General features: G+C 42.6%; 14 protein-coding genes. 1 reads left to right on the top strand and 13 read right to left on the bottom strand.

Features of this window, described 5'->3' with window-relative positions; genetic code table 11:
• Positions 1-12: 12 nt before the first annotated feature.
• From M998_RS10695 to M998_RS10660, 8 genes are all read right to left on the bottom strand, one after another.
• Entirely contained in the window at positions 13-783 is a 771-nt protein-coding gene (locus M998_RS10695; protein ID WP_068908776.1) for a heme ABC transporter ATP-binding protein, read from the bottom strand.
• Positions 783-1,769: a FecCD family ABC transporter permease gene (locus tag M998_RS10690; RefSeq protein WP_068908775.1), complete on the bottom strand. Its 987-nt coding sequence runs from the start codon at positions 1,767-1,769 to the stop codon at positions 783-785. Before M998_RS10690 ends, M998_RS10695 begins: the two co-directional genes overlap by 1 nt.
• Before the next feature lie 54 nt (positions 1,770-1,823).
• Positions 1,824-2,447 (bottom strand): SDR family oxidoreductase, encoded by a 624-nt coding sequence (locus M998_RS10685; RefSeq protein WP_068908773.1) that lies wholly within the window; start codon positions 2,445-2,447, stop codon positions 1,824-1,826.
• Complete coding sequence (gene hutX / locus M998_RS10680; RefSeq protein ID WP_068908772.1) at positions 2,444-2,941, bottom strand: heme utilization cystosolic carrier protein HutX; 498 nt, start codon at positions 2,939-2,941, stop codon at positions 2,444-2,446. Before hutX ends, M998_RS10685 begins: the two co-directional genes overlap by 4 nt.
• An 11-nt stretch (positions 2,942-2,952) precedes the next feature.
• Positions 2,953-4,287, bottom strand: a complete 1,335-nt coding sequence (gene hutW / locus M998_RS10675) for a heme anaerobic degradation radical SAM methyltransferase ChuW/HutW (protein ID WP_068908770.1) — start codon at positions 4,285-4,287, stop codon at positions 2,953-2,955.
• 5 nt (positions 4,288-4,292) lie between these two features.
• Complete coding sequence (locus M998_RS10670; RefSeq protein WP_074379436.1) at positions 4,293-5,192, bottom strand: heme/hemin ABC transporter substrate-binding protein; 900 nt, start codon at positions 5,190-5,192, stop codon at positions 4,293-4,295.
• On the bottom strand, positions 5,134-7,284 hold the full coding sequence (locus M998_RS10665) for a TonB-dependent receptor plug domain-containing protein (RefSeq protein ID WP_068908767.1): 2,151 nt from the start codon (positions 7,282-7,284) through the stop codon (positions 5,134-5,136). The genes M998_RS10670 and M998_RS10665 overlap by 59 nt, the downstream gene beginning before the upstream one ends.
• Positions 7,285-7,536: 252 nt before the next feature.
• The gene (locus tag M998_RS10660; protein ID WP_068437870.1) at positions 7,537-8,946 is read right to left on the bottom strand and encodes an MFS transporter; all 1,410 of its coding nucleotides are present in this window, start codon (positions 8,944-8,946) and stop codon (positions 7,537-7,539) included.
• A 74-nt stretch (positions 8,947-9,020) separates the two neighbouring features.
• Between M998_RS10660 and M998_RS10655 the strand changes: the two genes are divergently transcribed.
• Positions 9,021-9,683, top strand: coding sequence for a helix-turn-helix transcriptional regulator (locus M998_RS10655; RefSeq protein ID WP_068908765.1), 663 nt, complete (start codon positions 9,021-9,023; stop codon positions 9,681-9,683).
• Here the strand turns inward: M998_RS10655 and M998_RS10650 are convergent.
• The 5 genes from M998_RS10650 to nagK form a co-directional block, all read right to left on the bottom strand.
• A complete protein-coding gene (locus tag M998_RS10650) occupies positions 9,667-10,233 on the bottom strand; it encodes a rhomboid family intramembrane serine protease (protein ID WP_068437877.1) in 567 nt (188 codons plus the stop codon). The two genes, M998_RS10655 and M998_RS10650, sit on opposite strands and share 17 nt — an antisense overlap.
• A 12-nt stretch (positions 10,234-10,245) precedes the next feature.
• Positions 10,246-15,186, bottom strand: coding sequence for a DNA repair ATPase (locus M998_RS10645; RefSeq protein WP_068908763.1), 4,941 nt, complete (start codon positions 15,184-15,186; stop codon positions 10,246-10,248).
• A gap of 93 nt (positions 15,187-15,279) precedes the next feature.
• Positions 15,280-17,475: a flotillin family protein gene (locus M998_RS10640; protein ID WP_068908762.1), complete on the bottom strand. Its 2,196-nt coding sequence runs from the start codon at positions 17,473-17,475 to the stop codon at positions 15,280-15,282.
• A gap of 77 nt (positions 17,476-17,552) precedes the next feature.
• On the bottom strand, positions 17,553-18,203 hold the full coding sequence (locus tag M998_RS10635) for an OB-fold-containig protein (protein ID WP_068908760.1): 651 nt from the start codon (positions 18,201-18,203) through the stop codon (positions 17,553-17,555).
• A gap of 360 nt (positions 18,204-18,563) precedes the next feature.
• Entirely contained in the window at positions 18,564-19,475 is a 912-nt protein-coding gene (gene nagK / locus M998_RS10630) for an N-acetylglucosamine kinase (protein WP_068908758.1), read from the bottom strand.
• Positions 19,476-19,522: the final 47 nt, after the last annotated feature.

Here is a 19,522-nt window from a genome sequence, read left to right as displayed (position 1 = left end):
GCTATTAATGCATTAAGGATTTAAAGTAATGAGCGGAACACCATAATTTGGGTCTGGAATAATGGAAATGTCTGCTTGATAAAGGGGGCTAATATGTTGTTCAGTAAGAATTTCATTTGGTTTGCCATTAGCCACAATACGTCCTTGTTCCATCAATATAACTCTATCAGTAAAGCGAGCTGCAAGGTTTAAGTCATGAAGTACACAACAGACGTTTAATTTTTGAGCCTGTACTAAATGGCGTAATAACCTAAAAAGATGTTGTTGATGATGAATATCAAGGGCAGAAGTGGGTTCATCGAGAAATAACCATTTAGGTGAAGGTTCATCTTCCCAAAGCTGCGCCAGTAATCTCGCCAACTGAACACGTTGCTGTTCACCCCCAGATAAGCTCATATAATCACGTCGTGCTAAACTCTCACAATCACATAACGCCATGATATGGCGTGTATTATCCTTATTTTTTGATGAAGAATAGGCGTGACATCCCATACGAACAATATCATGAACGCAAAATGAAAAAGCCATATGGCTACTTTGGCGCATAACGGCTCGAACACGTGAAAGAGCTTCGGGTTGCCAACTTTTGAGTGATTTTCCCAATAATGAACAATCGCCGCTATCTGAGGGTAGATAGCCGGTGAGTTGGCGTAATAGGGTTGATTTTCCTGCACCATTTGGGCCTAAGATAGCGGTTATTTCACCATTAGGTAAAGTTAAAGAGACATTATGGGTAATTTGTCGCCCACCAGCACGATAGTTTAAGTTATTAGCAACAATCATTATTGTCTCCGCACACGTAAAATCAGCCACAAAAAATAGGGGCCACCAATAAGGCTAGTGAGCAGCCCAACAGGCATTTCCGCAGGTTGGACAACGGTTCTGGCTAGTGTATCGGCGCCTAATAATAAACAAGCCCCTGCCAGTGTTGAGCAAGGTAATAACCAGCGGTGATCAGCACCAATCGTCATACGGACAAGGTGAGGAATAACCAAACCAACAAAGCCAATTACACCGCTGACTGCAACGGCGGCACCAACAAGTAACGAGCTTATTAATAACAATTGTTGTCTGGTACGACGAACATTGATGCCGAGGTAGTGGGCTTCCTCATCACCGAGTTGTAATAGGTTTAGGCGTTTACTCAGGTTATTGGCAAAAATCAGTGCAGGAAAAATAAAGGAGGTACATACCAGCAATGTTGGCCATTGTGCCTGACCCAAATTTCCCATCATCCACAGCGTGAGTTGGCGCAGTTGCTGCTCATCGCCAACATAGCTCAGTACACCAATTGCTGCCCCACAAAGGGCATTAATCGCAATACCAGCGAGTAATAATTGCATGACGCCACCGTGGGTATAACGACGACTAATGAGATAGATAATGGAACAGACGACCAAGCTACCAACGATAGCGTAAATCATCTGCTCATAGAGCGCTAAAATGGCAGGAAATGAAAAAGGAAAAACGATCGCAATCCCAACCATTAATGCGGAACCGCTGCTCACACCAAGTAATGCAGGATCTGCCATTGGGTTACGGAAAAGCCCTTGCATAATCACCCCTGATGCAGCAAGCGCACCTCCAACGAGTACGGCAAGTAATACCCGAGGAAGCCTAATATTCAGCCAAATATCAAAATAACGTTCATCTTGTAATGAAGAGAAGGTGAGCTTCAGAGCCCCCTGTCCTGATGCAATAAAGACCAATGCGGCAAGTAGAATACTGAGTCCAATCAGTGTATGAAGAGGGGATCGTAAATCGGTCATATTCCATTATCTCACAAAAGATAAAGCGGCCAGATTTGAGCTGACCGCGATGTTTTAAGCCGGCGTTAACGCGGGTTGAACTAGGCTATAAATTTGTTTTTTTAATTCAGTCTCAAGCGCTAATTGGTGGATATGAGCGGCAACATCGGCACGCATAACTAAGCCATGAGCTTCATTATCTTGTTGGCGTATCGCTTTACCCGTCGCATCCCCATGAAGAAGCCCTCCGGGGCGTAAGATAGCAAAATCCAGTTGGCTACTTTGTAACCATGATTCCGCGAGTGATTTTTCCCGAACGGCTTGGCCAAATGCTGCGCGGGCTCGAGGGGATAAATACTGCCAAGAATCGCCGCATCCGAGAGATGTGACTAATATCATGCGAGAAATTCCTGCTTTTTCAGCACAATCAATGACGGTTCGATGAGCCAGATAATCTTGCGAGCCCCCCATGGTCGATATGATCGTTGCGGACACCCCTGCTGCTTGGCAAGCTTTAGTCACGATGGCTTCATCGCAGGCATCGCCAACAAACACTTGAGCACCAAGTGCGGTTAATTTATCGGCGGCATCTTGGTTACGCACTAAGGCAATCACAGGCCGTTTTTCAGCGAAAGCAAGGCTAGCTGCCAAGGCGCCAACCCCTTTACCACCGGCACCAAAAATTAACCAAGGACTCATTGAATTGCCCCTTTTAAGGTTTTAGCGAGAGAGCGGAAGGCTTCTAGCTGTTCGATGAGGAGTTGGCGATGCTCATCGCGACCTAAGAATATTTTAAACATGGCGTTACCTGATTGATTAAAAAAAAGGATTGAAGCGGTATCCATTCCCATAAACTTTCGTTCTACCAAAGCAATATGTGTGCAATTTTCAGCCTTGATATGCCCTGTCATACCTTTTTTGCCGCGCAAATTAAAGTAGCCATGGCGATGAAAGCCCGAAGGAAGTTCACCCGAAAACTCGAGAATAACATCATCGGTATGCACCAAGGTTGTTACATTTCCCCATTCATTTACGGTATCCCAGACAAGGTCAAAAGAACCGCCTTGAGTTAATACATGAACGGGAAGATTTTTCACGACTTCAAGTAGGGTTGTATTATATTGTTTTGCAATGGTTTCTAACGTGCCGTCGGGTTCAGTTTTTAAAAAATCAGATAAACTAGCGTTGCTCATTAAAAGCTCCTTTAAATTATTTTTTCGCCCGCAGGTTGCGGCAAATTGAGTTGTATAATCAGTTCTTGGAGTGACTGTAAAATATTACTGGCCCAAAAACGTCCTTCATTAGTGAGTCGAAGGCAACTTGAGTTATCTAGAGTGAGCCCAGCTTGGTGCCATTGTTGTAATAATGGGATGAGTTGCGCTGTGTGTGGTGTGAATTGGTCGAGAACAATGCGTGCTGTTTCTATCCCTGCTTGAAGCTGATGGCGCCATTGATATTGTGAATCAGTGGTGTGCATTAACATCATCAACGGTTTTTTCCCTGCATTAACCGCATCATAGTAAGCCGTTAAGTTACGCTCTCCCATCCAGGAATAACCGTTAACCGAACCTCCTGCGCCTGAGCCAAAAGCAAAGCAATCAGCCCCTTGTTTTATCAGTAAATTATAAAGGTTACGTTCTCGTGTGGTACGAGCCCAGTGACTATTACTAATACAGTGCCAGCCTTCTTTATCCATAAATTCGCAACCTTGTAAATAGAGGTCACGGCGTTCAGCAGGGTTTGGGATAGTAGTACGGCCATTCTCTACGGCTTTGCCGAGTGGGGTATTGGGTATCAGGTTAAGGGCATAGAGATCGACACCATCTAGGCCAATATCACGTGCAATAGCCAGATCTTCCCCCCAAATTTGTGCATTTTGTTCAGGGAGACCAAACAGTAAATCGCAAACAACGGCAGCACGATCACGGCGGCATAAATTTTCCATAAAGGCTCTAGCTTCTTCCCCTGTCGAGGTGCGAGCCATTTTCTTACGAATTTTACTGTTAAAAGATTGAATACCAATAGAAAAACGATTGGCACCTGCATCTAAGCAAGCATCAATACGCTCATCATCAAAATTTAATACCCGTCCTTCAATGGTGATTTCACAATCTGGCGCTAAAGGCAGGCAACGCCTAATGGTGGTAATAATACGAGCGAGATCATGCGCTGATAATGCAGAAGGCGTTCCCCCGCCAAAGTAAACCGCATGAACGGGGGATGATTGATGAAGTTGGCTATCAGCCTCGGCTTCAATTTCACGTATCAACACATCGGTGTAGCTATGGCATTGGTCGGAGTCATAGCGATTTTGATAAAAGCCACAGAAGGTACAATGGGTAGCACAAAAAGGAATATGTAAATAAACCAGTCGTTTACGGGATTCAATTTTTGATGAAATGAGTTGTTGCCAAGTTTCTTGGCGTTTTTCTGGGTTAATTGGCATTGCACTACGCCATGGCATAGTGGCATGTCTATCTTTGAATGGCTGATTGCCTTCTTGTGCAAAATGCGCGGCTAAATTTAGTTCAGATTTCATTATTGTCACTCTTGCTCATGAGCATCAGGCCAAAATGCGTGATTTAACTGCTCTACTGCATCGGCAATTCGTGGCCCCATTCCTAAAATCAAGGCTTGATCAATGGTCACTATGCGTTTGTTTTTCCATGCAGAGGTGTGGGTAATACCCGGCACTAGGTTGAGTTTATCAATCCCGTTTTCAGCCATTTGGCTTGTGACAATAATCACTTCGGGGTTTGCGGCAATAATTGCTTCAGCGCTATAACTTTTATATTGCGAGTGGCTAGCCAAGTTATTCGCACCCGCTAAAGTTAGAATAATATCTGCAACACTGCCTTTTCCCGCAATTTGTGGTGCGCTGCTACCCGCCGAAAGAATAAACAGCACATTCACCGTTTGCCCTCTCGCGGTATTTTTCTGGGTGACATTGGCCAAACGCTCGCGAAGTTGTGTGACGAGCTTTTCTCCTTCAGGTTTAAGGTTAAGGGCTTGTGCGAGTGTGCCAATATTGTTGTACATTTGTTCAACCGTGGCAGGGATGCGCGGTAGGGTCAGTACCTCAATTTGTTGGGTTTTTAGTTGGTCAAAAATAACCTGTGGGCCTGCGTCCTGCCAGGTGATAAACAAGGATGGATTAAGCGATAAAATGCCTTCTACACTTAATTGTTTCCAATAACCAATATGAGGAAGTTTTGCCGATTCAGGGGGCCACGTGGTTGTTTCATCAACGGCAACAACCTGCTTACCCGCACCTAATGCATAAACCAATTCAGTTAATGACCCACCCGCAACAACAATCCTTTCGTTTGCTAATGTCGTGTAGGAGCAGCTTAAGGCCAGTAAAGCTAACAGTATTTTTTTCATCTTAGAATTTCCATACAAAGCCAGCAGCGGTATTAAATCCGGCAGCAGGGATAGATTCATGGGCGGTTTGATATTTTTTATTGGTGAGGTTATTTAAGGACAGATTGAATTGATATTGGTCTTCTATTCCAAACTCGGTATTGAATGCGAGGTTTAATGTTGCCCAGCCCGCATAATTAGTTGCTTTGTCATTGGTATTATTTTTTGCGTGGGAAGCGGCTCGTACAAAGAGGTCGGATGTTAAGTTCACTTGGTCAAAAAGTAAGGTGTGTTTTGCACCAACTCGACCGGTAAGTGCCGGCTCTCCGGTATCCCATGTTTTGATATTTACACCATCAAATTGACGACGTAGGTAGTTACCACTGACATAAGGTGCGATATCCCAGCCGTGATATTCAGCGGTGAGCTCTAATCCGTAGGTTTTTGCTCGATCGATATTGTCGTAATAGTAATAACCTGTTCTTGATGTGTTGGTATTGCCGTTGCAAACAGATTGACCGGAACAGGCCACCGAAGCGATATAGTCTTTAGCTTCTGAATAATACAGCGCACTATCGAGATACCACTGATTACCGTTATAACGTGCACCAATTTCGTAGTTATTTGAGTGTTCCGCTTTTAGGTCGGTATTACCATAATTAATGCTGCCGCCCGCAGAAGTTTGCATAAATAATTGACTGAGTGTTGGGAAAACATAGCCCTGAGCAAAGGCGAGGCGGAGCTCTGTATTTTCAAAACCTGAATAGCGCAGGCTACTCGATGCAATAAATTGGTTATCGTTAGTTTTGCTATTATCTAAATTACGGTAAGTACTGCCTGTCATTGAATGCTGGATATTTTCATTGCCACTGGTTAGCTCTGAATTGAGCCAATATTGGCGAGCACCTAACGTCCATTTCCAGTTATCGGCAAAGGCATAGTCATTTTGTGCAAATAAAGACCAGTTAGTCTGTTCAGTTCGATTATGCGTCTGTGTACTTTTTGTATAATTGACGGCGGGTGGGAATTTTGTCGAGCTTGCCGATGTACTATCACTATCAGAGGCTTGTTTTACTCTATCACGCTGATATTGTGCGCCTACTATTAATTGATTATCAAAGGGTAGGGTAAGGTTCGACTGTAATGTCACCCCTTGAGTATATTGTTTGTCTTTCGAGTGAGTTTGGTTGGTAACGCGTAAGTTGCCAATCATAGGACTACCCGTCGGGGTATTGACGGCGACTTCATTTTTAAAGTCTCGTTCAATCGTTTGCTGATAGGCATCAACATGGATATTTTTTAAATAATCACCCTCGATAGCATAATCATAAAATAGGCCAACTTTTTCCCGTGTTAAATCAGGGATCTTGACACTGAAATGTTCATAAGAGGGGTCGTCATACCAAGTTTGTGTGGTGAGTTTATAGCGATCGACAGACAATCCAAATTTGTGTTTATCTAAGGTATAGCCTAGCCATAAACCTTGGCTGTTATTGCGGTGATTAGTGTTTTTTAGGTGGCCATCGGGTGTATCTCTATCACCTTGATCGGAATAGCTACCATTAAGGCGGTAATCAAAATTACCCACACTTCCCCATGCCGCCGCAGATTCATCCCATCCCTTGGTTGCCGAGCTATAAACGGCTTTAAGCGCACCACCAAAAGGCTTATCCCCCCCTTTTTTGGTAATAAAATTGACAACGCCACCAATGGCTTGTGAGCCATAAAGGACAGAATAAGGGCCTTTGACAACCTCGATGCGCTCTAAAGAAGATTCATCAATTAATAACCCTGCACCAAAATCTTGTCCTGCTCTTTGATAAGTGACTTCTTGGCCATCAATTAGGATCAAGACACGAGAGGACGCTTCCCCTCTAATCCGAATTTGTTTACGTCCAGCAAGGGCATTATCGGTAATTTCGACCCCTGGAATGTCTTGTAAATCATCCGCAATCGAAGTGTTTGTTGAATTATCTAATTCTTGTTTATCAATTACCTGAATAGTTGCAGGACTATTCCAAAGGCTGGATCCCAGACGGTTGGTTGTCACAACCATAATGTCATTTTTTTCAGACAAATTAGTTTCTGGTACGGTTTGTGCAGCAAAGACAGTTTGACTAACAAACAATGCTAATGTGGAGATTAACAGCTTTCCTTTGATGGCGGCGTTCATAGATAACCTTTGGTAATCGGAATGATAATTAGTATCATTCCGATTTATAGTTAAAGATGCGTAAAGGGTCAAGAGATAAAGTTGCAAATAATCTACATCTTTGATGTGTATCAAACAGAAGATAAAAGAGTGGAGGGAGTTTTGTGACCAATCTCTATTCTTAAAAAGAAGCGAGACAAGGTGATGACTTATTCAATAAGGAAAATAAAACAGTTTTTTGGCAAGCATCCTTGCTTGCCCTATTTATGTCAGCTATTTCACTTTTCGGATCAGTAATGCACCAAATAATGGGCAGATAGCAAATATCGCGAATAACCAAACAGATGATTGTTGTGCACCTTCAATACCGCCAGGGTTTATTAGTCCACTATTATTGACAACTACCCCAACAAGAGCGGCAGACAGCGCTGTGGCATAAAGCTGGATAGTAATAATCGATGATGAAGCAATGTTTTCTTCACCCTCTGGTGCGGCATTAAACACACGAAGAACAAGGTGAGGCCAACAAACACCAATCCCTAAACCAACCCCAGCCATGGCGAGTAAATAGAGAACAAATAAGGGTATCGATTCTACTAGTTGTCGATTCGGTGTTAAAACGGCCAGTATAATTAGTGAAATAAAGATGATCACAGGCCCAATTCTAAGAATTCGCAAAACAATCGAACCAGTTTTATTGGCACTAAAGAGCGCCCCGACTGTCCAGCCTGCCGCCATAATTGCCGTCAGGTATCCTGCAGAAAGTGGCGAAAATTGATGAATAGTTTGCAGGAAGTAAGGCACATAAATTTCAGTTGTCATCCCGCCAACCAGTAAACACATGGTTAGAAATATAATTCCAAGAGGGTGTTTTAATGAATAAGCCCCTGTCGGTAATAGGCGCTTTCCATTTTTACCATCAATACGAGCAATGGTAATAATTAGAATAATACCAATCAATAAACCCGCCAGATTTGCGATGAGCTTTTCAGATAAACTGCCAATGGAAATAGCTAAAACAGAAATCACCAGTAATGAGATAGCTAAAAATGGAATTTTATTATTTTGGGTTTGTTGGGCTTTTTTCCCGGGAAGTTGATTAATTACAATGATAGCAAGTAGCGCTGCGACCGGTAAAAGTGACCAAAAAGCCCAGCGCCAATGGCCGCTTTGCGCAAAAATACCCCCAATAGCAGGTCCACATAGTGTGGCAATACCCCACATACCAGACACGACCCCCATTGCGCGTGACCAAAGATTTGGGGTAAATACCACCCGGATTAATGCATAGCTCAGTGCAAATAAAATACCACCGCCGAAACCTTGAAGTGCTCGTCCACCCAGTAACATCAACATTGAAGGGGATGATGCACACCAAATAGAACCTAATGAAAATAAAAATAATGCGGTGAGATAGGCAAATTTAGGGCCAAAGCTGTCGAGAATTTTACTCGATAAAGCTGACCCAACAATGGAGGTTGCGACAAATATGGTTGTGTTCCAGGCATAGTACTCTAGGCCACCGATATCGTTAACCACACTGGGTAATATGGTGGTAACGATATAAATATTAATAGCATGTAATGCAACACCACCCGTGAGAGCGATGGTCAATAATGCATTGGTACCACTGAGTAAATCAGCCCATTTGGCTTGTGGTGCAGTTGATGGTTCATTGCTCATATAAAGGCCTGCTGGACTAAAGGGTTAGAAAAGAGGTAATATCCAAGTATTATCTTGGATATTAGAGTCACATAATGATTAATGCAAGTAATTACTTTGATAACTTAAACCTGACTCAAGCAGTCGATAAAGTGCTGTTTTGTATTAAAACAAAAGGGCCAATCTCCACTGCCGTGATTGCTCACGATTTGAATATGACCGGAGAAGCCGCTCGTCAGCATATTCAAAAATTGACCTCTTTAGGGTTAGTTGAAGGGGTTCAATGCCCTTCACAGACTGGTGCGGGCAGACCTCGACAAAATTGGGTACTAACCGAATTAGGGCATCAGCGTTTTCCTGATACCCATGCTCAGCTTGCATTACAGCTAATAGATTCAGTGCGAACTATTTTTGGTGATGAAGGTTTAGAAAAGCTGATTAGCCAGCGAGAAGCGGAAAGTCGGGCTAAATATTTAGCACGTTGTAACAATTTATCTTTTACTGAACGGCTTCATGCCCTTGCAGATGTGCGCAGCGAAGAAGGTTATATGGCGAAAGTTGAGCAGCAGGAGGACAGCTGGTTATTTATTGAAAATCACTGCCCAATTTGTGCCGCCGCCACAGCTTGTCAAAACTTTTGCCGCTCCGAGCTTGAACTATTTCGTGACGTGATGGGGGAAAAGGTAACGATTGAACGCGAGCAATATTTGCTCAATGGTGCAGGGCGCTGTGTCTATCGCGTTAAGTTGAAGGCGTAGTTTTATGATGCTTATTCATCAACCAAGCATACAAAGCACCTGAAAGAGCCCCAGCAATATGGGATTCAGTGGAAATATATTGATGAACGGGCAGTAAGCCGGAAGCCATGGCACCGAAGTAAAATAAGACTAATAGTGAAATTAAAATATCGATGAGGTTGCGGCGAAAAAAGCCTTGTGCGATCAATAGCCCCCATAAGCCAAAAACCCAACCGCTAGCACCGACATGTACGGCATCACGCCCAACAAGCCAAACAGCAAGACCGCCTGTGATGATGATAAATAGCGATGCATATAAATATTCTTTAATAGCGCGGTGAAGCAGTAATGCGCTGAGTACCATTAAAGGGGGGAGGTTACCCAGTAAGTGCCCCCAACTTCCATGAATAAAGGGTGCAAGAGGGATCCCAATGAGCCCATTTAATGTTCGTGGAATAATACCTAAATGTATTAATGAACCCCCAGTCAGGCTATTAATAAGTTGTATTAAGAGCAAAAACCCCGCTAAAACGGCTAACAATTTAATTCGCGTGTTTAACCAAGGTTTCATTATTTTATCCTACTAGTTTGGGCTTAGCGCCTGAACACTTTCAACCAGAGATGCAAGCTGTACCACAACGCGATCGCCAATATCGGCATTATCACCCCCAAGGGCTTTATTGCGCATAAAGTCTTTCTTGATTTGTTGCCAACGAGCCGCGTCTTTTTCTGTTAAGGTTCCACGTAATTCGGCTAATTTTAACAGGTTTTCTTCTGCGCCTGTGGTCAGTAGCTGTGCTTCACCGAGGTAGTGGTCGTCTAAAAGACGTTCAAGTTCGTCATCATTCATAACGGATGACACTTTTTCACTGAGCTTATTCATATTACGGTAGCTACCTTGCAAACGGAAGGCTGGTTCTGTGCGGTATTTATCTGACTGAGCTGCACTCGCGATATATTGCTGATTGACTTTTAATACCACGTCTCGAAGTGTCATTAACCGCTTGATGACAGAAACAATTTCGCTAATTTCCGCATCTGAATAAGGGTAGCTTAGGGTATTGGTTGAAACGGATTTACCCATGGCTTTATCCACTAAAAGATAAAGGTCATTTAAATCGCGTAGTGCCAGTGGTGCGAGTACAGAGTTTGAGGTTAGGCTATTTTCGATATAGCTTAGTGCGAATGCGTCATCCATCCCACCTAATACTTCACCTAAGTTATAAATGTCGGCGCGGTTCGCTAACATGTCAGGAATACGGAATACTTCCCCCGATTCGGTATAAGGGTTACCTGCCATTACAACACAGAATTTTTTACCCCGCATATCATAGGTTCGGGTTTTACCTTTCCAAATTCCCTCGATGCGTCGAGTTCCATCACACAGAGAAATGAATTTTTGTAAAAACTCAGGATGGGTGTGTTGAATATCATCCACATATAACATCACGTTATTACCCATCTCAAGGGATAAATTCAGTTTTTCAAGCTCTTGCCTTGCGGTTGCATTCGGAGCCTGCTCAGGATCGAGAGATAACACATCGTGACCCAAAGCAGGGCCGTTAATTTTCATAAAAATTAGTCCCAAACGGTCGGCAACATACTCCATCAACGTGGTTTTACCGTAACCAGGGGGAGAGATCATCAGCAATAACCCCATTAAGTCAGTACGTTTTCCTTCCCCTAACGCACCGATTTGTTTTGCCATATTGTCGCCAATAATCGGCAAATAGACGTCATTGATCAGCTTGTTGCGGACAAAAGAGCTTAAGGGTTTAGCTTTGAATTCATGTAGCTTGAGTCGACTACGTTCTTGGGTTGCAATACGTTGGCGTAGTGTTTGGTACCGACGAAAGGCAGGAACAAAGCGTTTTCTTTGACCACGCATACGGCTAAAGTAGTTGTCCAAACTGAGTGAAAGTGTTTGGTTTTCAATGGTTGGATGCTCACCGAGTAACCCACTGACTTTAAAGTAAAGATCTGCTTCGCTATAACGGGCAGAGGCAACTTTATCTAAAATGATAATGGCAATGGCACCCGGTATATAAGGCATTAGGTGAGCAAATTCAGGAATAGAACATAACCCTTGTAGCCAATTTTGAATGAGAGACCAACGCTGGGCGTAGCGTGTGCCTAAATTTTGCTGTGAGCGATTAAAATCAAGCCACATATGCGCTTCTTCTAATCGGCTTTGCAGAGCGACAACTAATTCCCGTGCATACTTACTATAAATGAGTTCAATCGGTGTTCTAGACAGTGCAAAGCTAAGATATTCAGCGGCTTGAGTTTGCTCATAGCTTTGGCATTCAATCGGGTTATCCTGTAAAAACAAACTAATATCGGCTTCAATCTCAGCTTGAAGATCAAGTAATGCATCGTCGTTATGAAAGAGCTGGTGGATATTCATTGCTGTTCTGGCGCGTTCTGGCCAAAGCGCAGGGAAGTCACCATTTTGTACAGTATCCCAAAAAATAGCCGCGATTGCCCGAGCGGTTGGGCTATAACGCAGTAAATCTGCGCTTTCCCCAATTGGGATCAACTTTTTCAAAATAGCGATAGCATCATGGTCATGAATCCCTTTCTCATAACCTTCTTTATAGCGCGGAGCGGCAAAGTCTCTGACCAGCTTTTCAAGTTTATCGGGAGAGGTTAAGGCACTTTTTAGTGACGCATAGTCAAGGCCATCTTGGCGTTTTGATGCAGAGTATATTATTGAATAAGCAAGATATTCTGCTCGATAAACAGTTTCAGATTCAGATTCTAGCGTTGCTGTCCAATAAGGTTGTAGTTCGGCTAACTCGGCATTTTCTATGGACTCTTGGAAATCAGTGCCTGTCAGGTATAACCAAAGTTGATTATCTTTAGGGAGAATAGTGAGGTCAAGTTCTTGAGTGTTCACACTAAAGCGGTGGCGAGGGCCTAATTTGATGATGTTGCCACCATCTTCAAAAATATCGGTTTTATCGCGTAAAATACGAATGGCTTGATCACGTGAGGCTTTTAATCGCGCATCAATATCATCAGCTTTAACGTTATCGTTAATTTCCCTTAATTTTTCAATGATTTCTCGGGTTTTTAGCGCTAATGGGTCTGAGGCAAAAAAGGCATTAAGCTCGTCTTGTGATTGTAAACGGACGGTTCGGCGTTGCAGGCTATCTAACAAACGATTTGCTGCGGTTAACAGGTTTTGTGAGCGGCGTTGGCGTTCATCAAGCAAAACCTGTTTATGGGACTCAAAGGTTTCCACTAACTCTTCGCGCTTTGCCAATATGTCATCGAGGAATTCTTCTTGATGACTGAATTGACCTTCAAGCTCTTCTAACTGCACCAATAATCGTGATAGCTGATCATCACAACGTTCGGGGTCGGTAGCAAGGGAAAGAGCATTGGTGATCCCTTGGCTAAATAAACGAAATTGGGCGCCAAATTGTGCAACTGTTTCAACACTACTTTGTGATTTTCTTTTTTGTTGTAAGCGTGCGCGTGATTGATTTAATTGCGCATAAATTTGCGAAATTGAGTCAATAATCTGAGTCTGTTGAGTGACATCATTAAAGGTTAGTGACGCCATTAAATTCGATAGCATATCCAAGTCGGTAGACATTTTTTCCATGTCTTTCATCGGAATATCGAGCTGTGCACTATTTTGTGCATTTTCTATTTGTTGTTCAAAAGTGGTTAGTTGAGCTTTGAAAGGTTGTAATGCTTTTTCACTGGCTAAGAAAATGGCAGTTGCCTGAGATACGCGCTGTTGAGCATCACTTATCTCAGTTTCCATTGCACTGAGCTTGGTTAAATCCATATAGCGGAATTCGCGTAATGAAATTAAATGCCCACGCTGTGTACTTAGTGAATTTAGCCCATCAACAAATTGTTGAATATCCGTCCAACTTTCGGGTAACGTCAGTGAAAGTAAGGATTGTTGGCGACTAACTGCCTCATTCATTGATTTAACAGATTGTTGGCGAATACTCTCAACTTTTTCATATTCGTCGAGAACCAATTCACTGGTTTGCGTTATTTCTTTGAGTAATTTACCTATGCCTAAACAGTGTTCATCGGTAAACCAATAATAGATATCCAATAAATTTTTGGGCTGCTGGCTGAGTTGTTCGTAACGTGCAACAGAAACTTGGTTGCCTTCAATTTCTTTGGCGATATGGAGTATTTCAGAGATACCACGCACTAAATCTGCGTTACCAATTCGGCCATAAAAGCCGCCACGAGGCTGCTGCTGGTCTGCAAATTCCTCAGTATAAAAAGGGGTTTGCCAAACTTGCATTGGGTGAACACGCGTAGGTTCATCACCTTCACCTTCAAATAGCACCATTTTGCCATCTTCTAGCATGGCATAGCCGTGACCAATCAGGGGGACAGCCAACTTTCGCTCAATTAAATTATAATTGAATAGGGATAAGCGACCTTGGTTTGGTGAATAGAAAACATACAGTACATCTTCCCCATTTGGTGAGCGGCGCAAACGGCGAAAACGCATACCATCCATCGGTTGCTCAAAGGTTTTATAATCGCCATTTTGTAGGTAATAGCCACCCGGGAAGATAATGCCATGGTCTTCAGGAAGTTGTACACAAGCTTGCCCAATAGCATCGATACGTTGTACTGACTGTGTGAGCGTGTTGTAAACCAAGTAGCGCCAGCTTTCTTCCCGATAAGGTAATATTTTTAATAAAATTAAGCTGCCTGTTTGAGCATATTCAATTTGTGCATCATCAAGGGATTGATTTTTATCGAGCACCGCTTCACGGTAAATCCCTAAGCCATCTTCGGTGTTGTTTTCACACTTAATCGTAAGGTCACCACCGATAGCCTCAACAAATACAGTATCGAGGATATTGATATGAGGAAAACGGCCATTAACGGTATCTTCTCGTGAGGTTTTTAGCCAATTAAAGTCATAGGCAGGGGGCAGTGCGATATCCCGCTCACCTCGGTTGTCGATGTATTCAATTTTGCTTTTATCACTGGAGATTGACCAGCGAAAAACGCGGACATCCGTAATACGCTCGCCTATTTGGAAACTGGCGAGAAGTTTGCCGTCACGTTCGACAAGTTGCAGTAATTGCGTGTTTTTATAATAGGTATAGAGTTCAGTGAAGTCCTGAATGAAGCGAGTATCGTTAAGGAAAGTCTCTTCATACGGTATTGCTTCAACATCGAACTCATCGGCATTTTCGATCAGCCGATACAAAGAAAACACATCTTCAAGATGGGTTTCTTTTTTTAGGCCAAGAAAAACGTTATAGCCAAACAGTAACCATTCACCAACACGAACAATATCCCTTGCTTGGCAGTTATTTTCGGTTCGAATACGGACTCGGCCAATAATATCCATTTGGCTTTGGCCGAACTCATCTAGCCGACTTTGATTTAACTGCGCCGCTTTTTGATGCAGCTGTTGCCCTTGTTCAGTGAGGCGCTTACGTAATATTTCATAAGCCCCTCCTTCTGCAACAGCGCTATCGAGTATTTCTTGTTCGCGATTGGTATCCTGAATATCTGACATTGTGCAGCGAATTCCCTTAACTAGACAATAAAAAAGAAAACAAAGTAAAGGGATACATTAGTGAGGTATCCCTTAGATATGCATTAATTAGTACTATTCATCTATAGGTGGAACGGGTTTCGCTGTTACCGTTTTAGCTAGTGCCCCAGTCCCTTTCGCTGCCATAAATCCATTGATTAAATCTTGTACTTCTGGATTTTTGAGCAATGCTGCGATATCAATTTTTTTGTCTTCAGTACTGCGATTGACTAATTTTTCAAAGTTCTCTTTGGCGAAGCTGCTTTTATCCATAAAACCATCAACGGCTTTACCTAAACTCAGTGCTTTAGAGAAGGTATTGAAGAAACTGCCATCACCGCCGACAATTTCAATATTGGTTTTCGTCAGTGCGGCGGCCAATACATCCGCTTGTTCACGAGCAATTTCTTTATTTGCGTCAATCGCTGCCATGGACTGTTCAAACTCTTTCTCAAGGCGCATACGGAACTCTTCGTGTGCTCTTGCCGTATCACTAAGGTGATCCATTGATTTGAATTTGTCAGTCAAACCATCCGCTTCGGCTTTCAGGCGTTGGCGAATAACTTCCGCTTGTGCCGATCCTAGTTGGCCTTCACCACGAGCTTGAGCCGCGAGTTTCTCTTCAAGTACTTTCGCGTCAGCAAGACCCAATTTCTCTTTTGCATTGGCTTGTTGCTCATCACCACGAGCCTGAGCGATAAGTTTTTCTTCTAAAATCTTCGCTTCTGCAAGGCCTTGCTGTTGCTCTGCATGGGCTTTCGCTTCCATCACTTGTGCTTCGGTAAAGCCTTTTTCTTTCATACCACGAGCTTCAGCCAGCAGTTTTTCCGCGGTGACATTGGCTTGTACTAAACCTTCTTTTTCTTCTGCTTCGGCGGTTGCTTGGCGAACTCTTGCTTCCGCAAGGCCTAAGGCTGCATGCTCGGCTTCAATACCTTCTGCTAGGCGTTTTTTAGCTTCCGCTTGTTTGGCGGAAGCTTCTAATTCTGCCTGCGCCATGGTACTGATTTCTTCTGCCTTGAATTTTGCGCTGGCTTCGTCCGCTTCGGCTCTCTTCACTTGGCGAACCAGTAACTCTTCAGCTTCTGCTTCCGCATTGATAATAGTGACTTGTTTCATACGGTCAGCTTCAGAGATTTCACGAACTTCTTTGATACGCTCTTCCTCTTGAGCCACGGTTTTTTCGACGACAACACGTTCACGAATCACATTAGCAATATTTTTGCGTTCTTCTTCTAATGCTTTTTCTTTTTCAATGCGCTGTAGTTCGACTTCTCGTTCACGAGCAACGATTTCAAGTTCGCGAGCACGACTAACGCGTTCGATTTCGATAGCCACTGCACGGGTGCGGTTTTGCTGAGCAACCTCAACTTCACGCATCCGATTTTCTTCACGAATTTCAATTTCTTGCTGTGTTTGAATACGCGCTTGCTCAGATTTTAGACGCTCTTCTTCTTGAACGCGTAATGTTTCTGCGGTTTCACGGGAGCGAATATTATCAATTTCACGTTTTTGACGGGCTTCTGCATCCGCTTGTTGGCGTTCTAACGCTAAGCTTGCCTCACGAGTTTCGACATTTTTCTTCTGAATGGCTAACTCTTGATCACGCTCTTTTTGGTTAGTTTCAATATTATGAATCGCAGTAATTTCAGTTATCTTGCGAATACCTTCAGAGTCAAAAATATTGTTAGGATCAAGGGCGGATTTTGGTGTTTGCTCTAAATAGTCAATAGCGACGTCTTCAAGTGCATAACCATTGAGATCTTTGCCAATGACATCGACGATGCGATCGCGAAAGTCTTGTCTGTTTTCAAATAAAGTGGCTAAATCAAGTTGTTTACCCACGGTTTTTAATGCCTCAGAAAATTTAGCGCTAAATAGGGCGCTAACAGCTTGGTGGTCTGAGGCGCGTTCAACACCAATGGCTTTCGCCACTTTTAACACGTCTTCGGTGGTTTCATTAACGCGTAAATAGAAAGCGACGGTGATATCAGCACGTAAGTTATCATGACAAATCAAGCCATCTTTACCACGACGGTCGACTTCTAATGTCAAAAGAGAAATTCGCATGAACTCTTTTTTATAGATAACCGGATAAACTAAAGCCCCTGTAAAATGCACTTTAGGCTGTGACGACATATCGTTGACAATCAACGCAGTACCTTGTGGAACTTTAATATAGAAGGCTTTGAATAATCCAAAGAATCCTAGAATGACGAGGATGATCCCCCCGACAATGGTTAAAAAAGGCATTAAAGCAGCCAAGTCCATACTCTCTCTCCATAGGTTTTGACGATGCCGTCATATTTAAAGTTGTTTTTTGATCTAAGTTTTATCAATATTTATTATTAAAGGCGAAACTCATCTTCTGTAACGACTTGATAGCTATGGGATTGCGTGTCATAACTAATAATAATGACGCGATCACCACGTTTAATATTTTCTGTCGATACCGCTCTGATTTGTAATATCAAGCCTGCACCGCCATCTTCTAAAATGGCTTCACCATTGTGTTCTGTCACGGTGCCCGAACGAACCGTTGCCAGTTTTCCGATCAGCTGATGCACTGTTTTGGGTCTATTTAGGCTCGCCAACTTTTTACGGATAGGTTTTAGGCAAAACGCAGTTAAATGGAGGGAGATAAATAGGGTAATGGTGAAAATGGCAAAGCCAACAAGGTAGCGTAGTATGTCCATATCAATAAAACGAATAAACAAATGGACACAGAAGTAGCTGATTATCCAACCGAATAGGGTGAATAATGTTAAAATAATGGTAACGGGGATACCTGCGAGCCCTAATTTAGTGAGCCAACCGGCGAAACCTGTCACATCTAAATTATTCCCCTCGATGCCACTATCAATTTCAGTATCAAGATTGAATAGGTCGATATCTAATAAGCCAAATGCCGCACAAAGCCAATAAAATAGAACAATGATTAGTAGGCCGCTAAAAATAATAGTGGGGAAAGCCAAGCTGTTATGGAAAAATAAATTCATAGGATTTTCTCTTTATTTTGGGTTTGATTTAATCAACCCATAACTCTATGGCATTTAATTTATCACGCTGATGCAATCATATCGTTTTTAATCAATTGCAGTATCAGACAAGTCTTTAAGTCTCTAATAATATCCCTCTGATTTCTATAAACAATTCAGAAAAGTTATTCTTAAAATAACATCTATAATGGGAAGTCATTGATTGATGGTAATTTTATCACTTTTTAATTTTAAATGATAATTATTATCACTTGTGGTGATGGTTTTGTGAGACGCGTTTTGGTGGTAAATAATAAGAGAGGAAATAAACACTCCATCACAAAAATTTCGAAATGGAGTGTAAAAGTCGGTTTAGTCGGTTTAGTCGATTAAGTTGAGAAAAGCTGCGCCTCGAGCTCCGCCAGAATCGCCATAACGTGCTTTCTCGATAGTGGGTAAGGTTGCGATGCCATAGAGATATTGAGGAAGAACTTCAGGCAATAACCGATAGATATCTTCGAATTGTGATAATCCACCACCAATGACGACCAAATCAGGGTCAAGCACGGTGACGACCTGTCCCATAAACATGGCAAGTACAGTTATATAGCGTTCAACATGCTGTTTAGCTTGGTTATCACCTTGTTTATAAAGTTGAATAATTTCAATTGCACTACGTTTTTCACCGGTAAAAGCGGAGTAGATACGCTCAAAACCAGGACCTGATAGATAGGTTTCAAAGCAGGCAACTTGGCCACATCCACAGGTGATTTCAGGTACCTTATCATCTAAAAGTTTGGCTGCGCGAACGCTTAGATTCATATGGCCAATTTCACCTGCAATGCCATTTTTTCCGGGTAGCACTTTTCCATTTATGACAAATCCACCCCCTACGCCAGTGCCTAAAATTAAGCCAAGTACACTAGGGTAATGTTTAAATTCAGGATCCCAAGCTTCTGACAAGGCAAAGCAATTCGCATCATTATCAACTTTGACTGAGCGCTGTAAGATATGGGCTAAATCATGAATTAAGGGTTTATATTGTGCGGTAGGGACATTCGTGGTGAATACCGTCCCTTTTGTATGATTAACAATACCGGGTACACCCACCCCGACTTTTCCTTGGCAATTAAATTTTTTGTCCGCTTCTGCGGTTAAATCACGAAATACATTAAGAAGCGCTTGGTAATCTTCTTTTGGTGTAGGAACACGTTTTTGCCATATCTGATTTAAATCTTGACTGAATACCGCAAGTTCAATTTTTGTACCGCCCATATCAAAGCCGTAATACATTTTCATCTTTCCTTTGTGGTTTTCTTATCATGAAGATTAACGTATCT

The organism is Providencia heimbachae ATCC 35613 (assembly GCF_001655055.1).
GTDB lineage: Bacteria > Pseudomonadota > Gammaproteobacteria > Enterobacterales > Enterobacteriaceae > Providencia > Providencia heimbachae.
This window is presented reverse-complemented; position numbering and strand designations above follow the sequence as displayed.

Coding starts and splice junctions, on each gene's coding strand:
- M998_RS10640 (WP_068908762.1), bottom strand. CDS start 17,475: ATGGACTTGGCTGCTTTAATGCCTTTTTTAACCATTGTCGGGGGGATC.
- hutW (WP_068908770.1), bottom strand. CDS start 4,287: ATGAAATCTGAACTAAATTTAGCCGCGCATTTTGCACAAGAAGGCAAT.
- M998_RS10660 (WP_068437870.1), bottom strand. CDS start 8,946: ATGAGCAATGAACCATCAACTGCACCACAAGCCAAATGGGCTGATTTA.
- M998_RS10645 (WP_068908763.1), bottom strand. CDS start 15,186: ATGTCAGATATTCAGGATACCAATCGCGAACAAGAAATACTCGATAGC.
- M998_RS10690 (WP_068908775.1), bottom strand. CDS start 1,769: ATGACCGATTTACGATCCCCTCTTCATACACTGATTGGACTCAGTATT.
- hutX (WP_068908772.1), bottom strand. CDS start 2,941: ATGAGCAACGCTAGTTTATCTGATTTTTTAAAAACTGAACCCGACGGC.
- M998_RS10650 (WP_068437877.1), bottom strand. CDS start 10,233: ATGAAACCTTGGTTAAACACGCGAATTAAATTGTTAGCCGTTTTAGCG.
- M998_RS10695 (WP_068908776.1), bottom strand. CDS start 783: ATGATTGTTGCTAATAACTTAAACTATCGTGCTGGTGGGCGACAAATT.
- M998_RS10635 (WP_068908760.1), bottom strand. CDS start 18,203: ATGAATTTATTTTTCCATAACAGCTTGGCTTTCCCCACTATTATTTTT.
- M998_RS10670 (WP_074379436.1), bottom strand. CDS start 5,192: ATGAATCTATCCCTGCTGCCGGATTTAATACCGCTGCTGGCTTTGTAT.
- M998_RS10665 (WP_068908767.1), bottom strand. CDS start 7,284: ATGAACGCCGCCATCAAAGGAAAGCTGTTAATCTCCACATTAGCATTG.
- M998_RS10685 (WP_068908773.1), bottom strand. CDS start 2,447: ATGAGTCCTTGGTTAATTTTTGGTGCCGGTGGTAAAGGGGTTGGCGCC.
- nagK (WP_068908758.1), bottom strand. CDS start 19,475: ATGTATTACGGCTTTGATATGGGCGGTACAAAAATTGAACTTGCGGTA.
- M998_RS10655 (WP_068908765.1), top strand. CDS start 9,021: ATGATTAATGCAAGTAATTACTTTGATAACTTAAACCTGACTCAAGCA.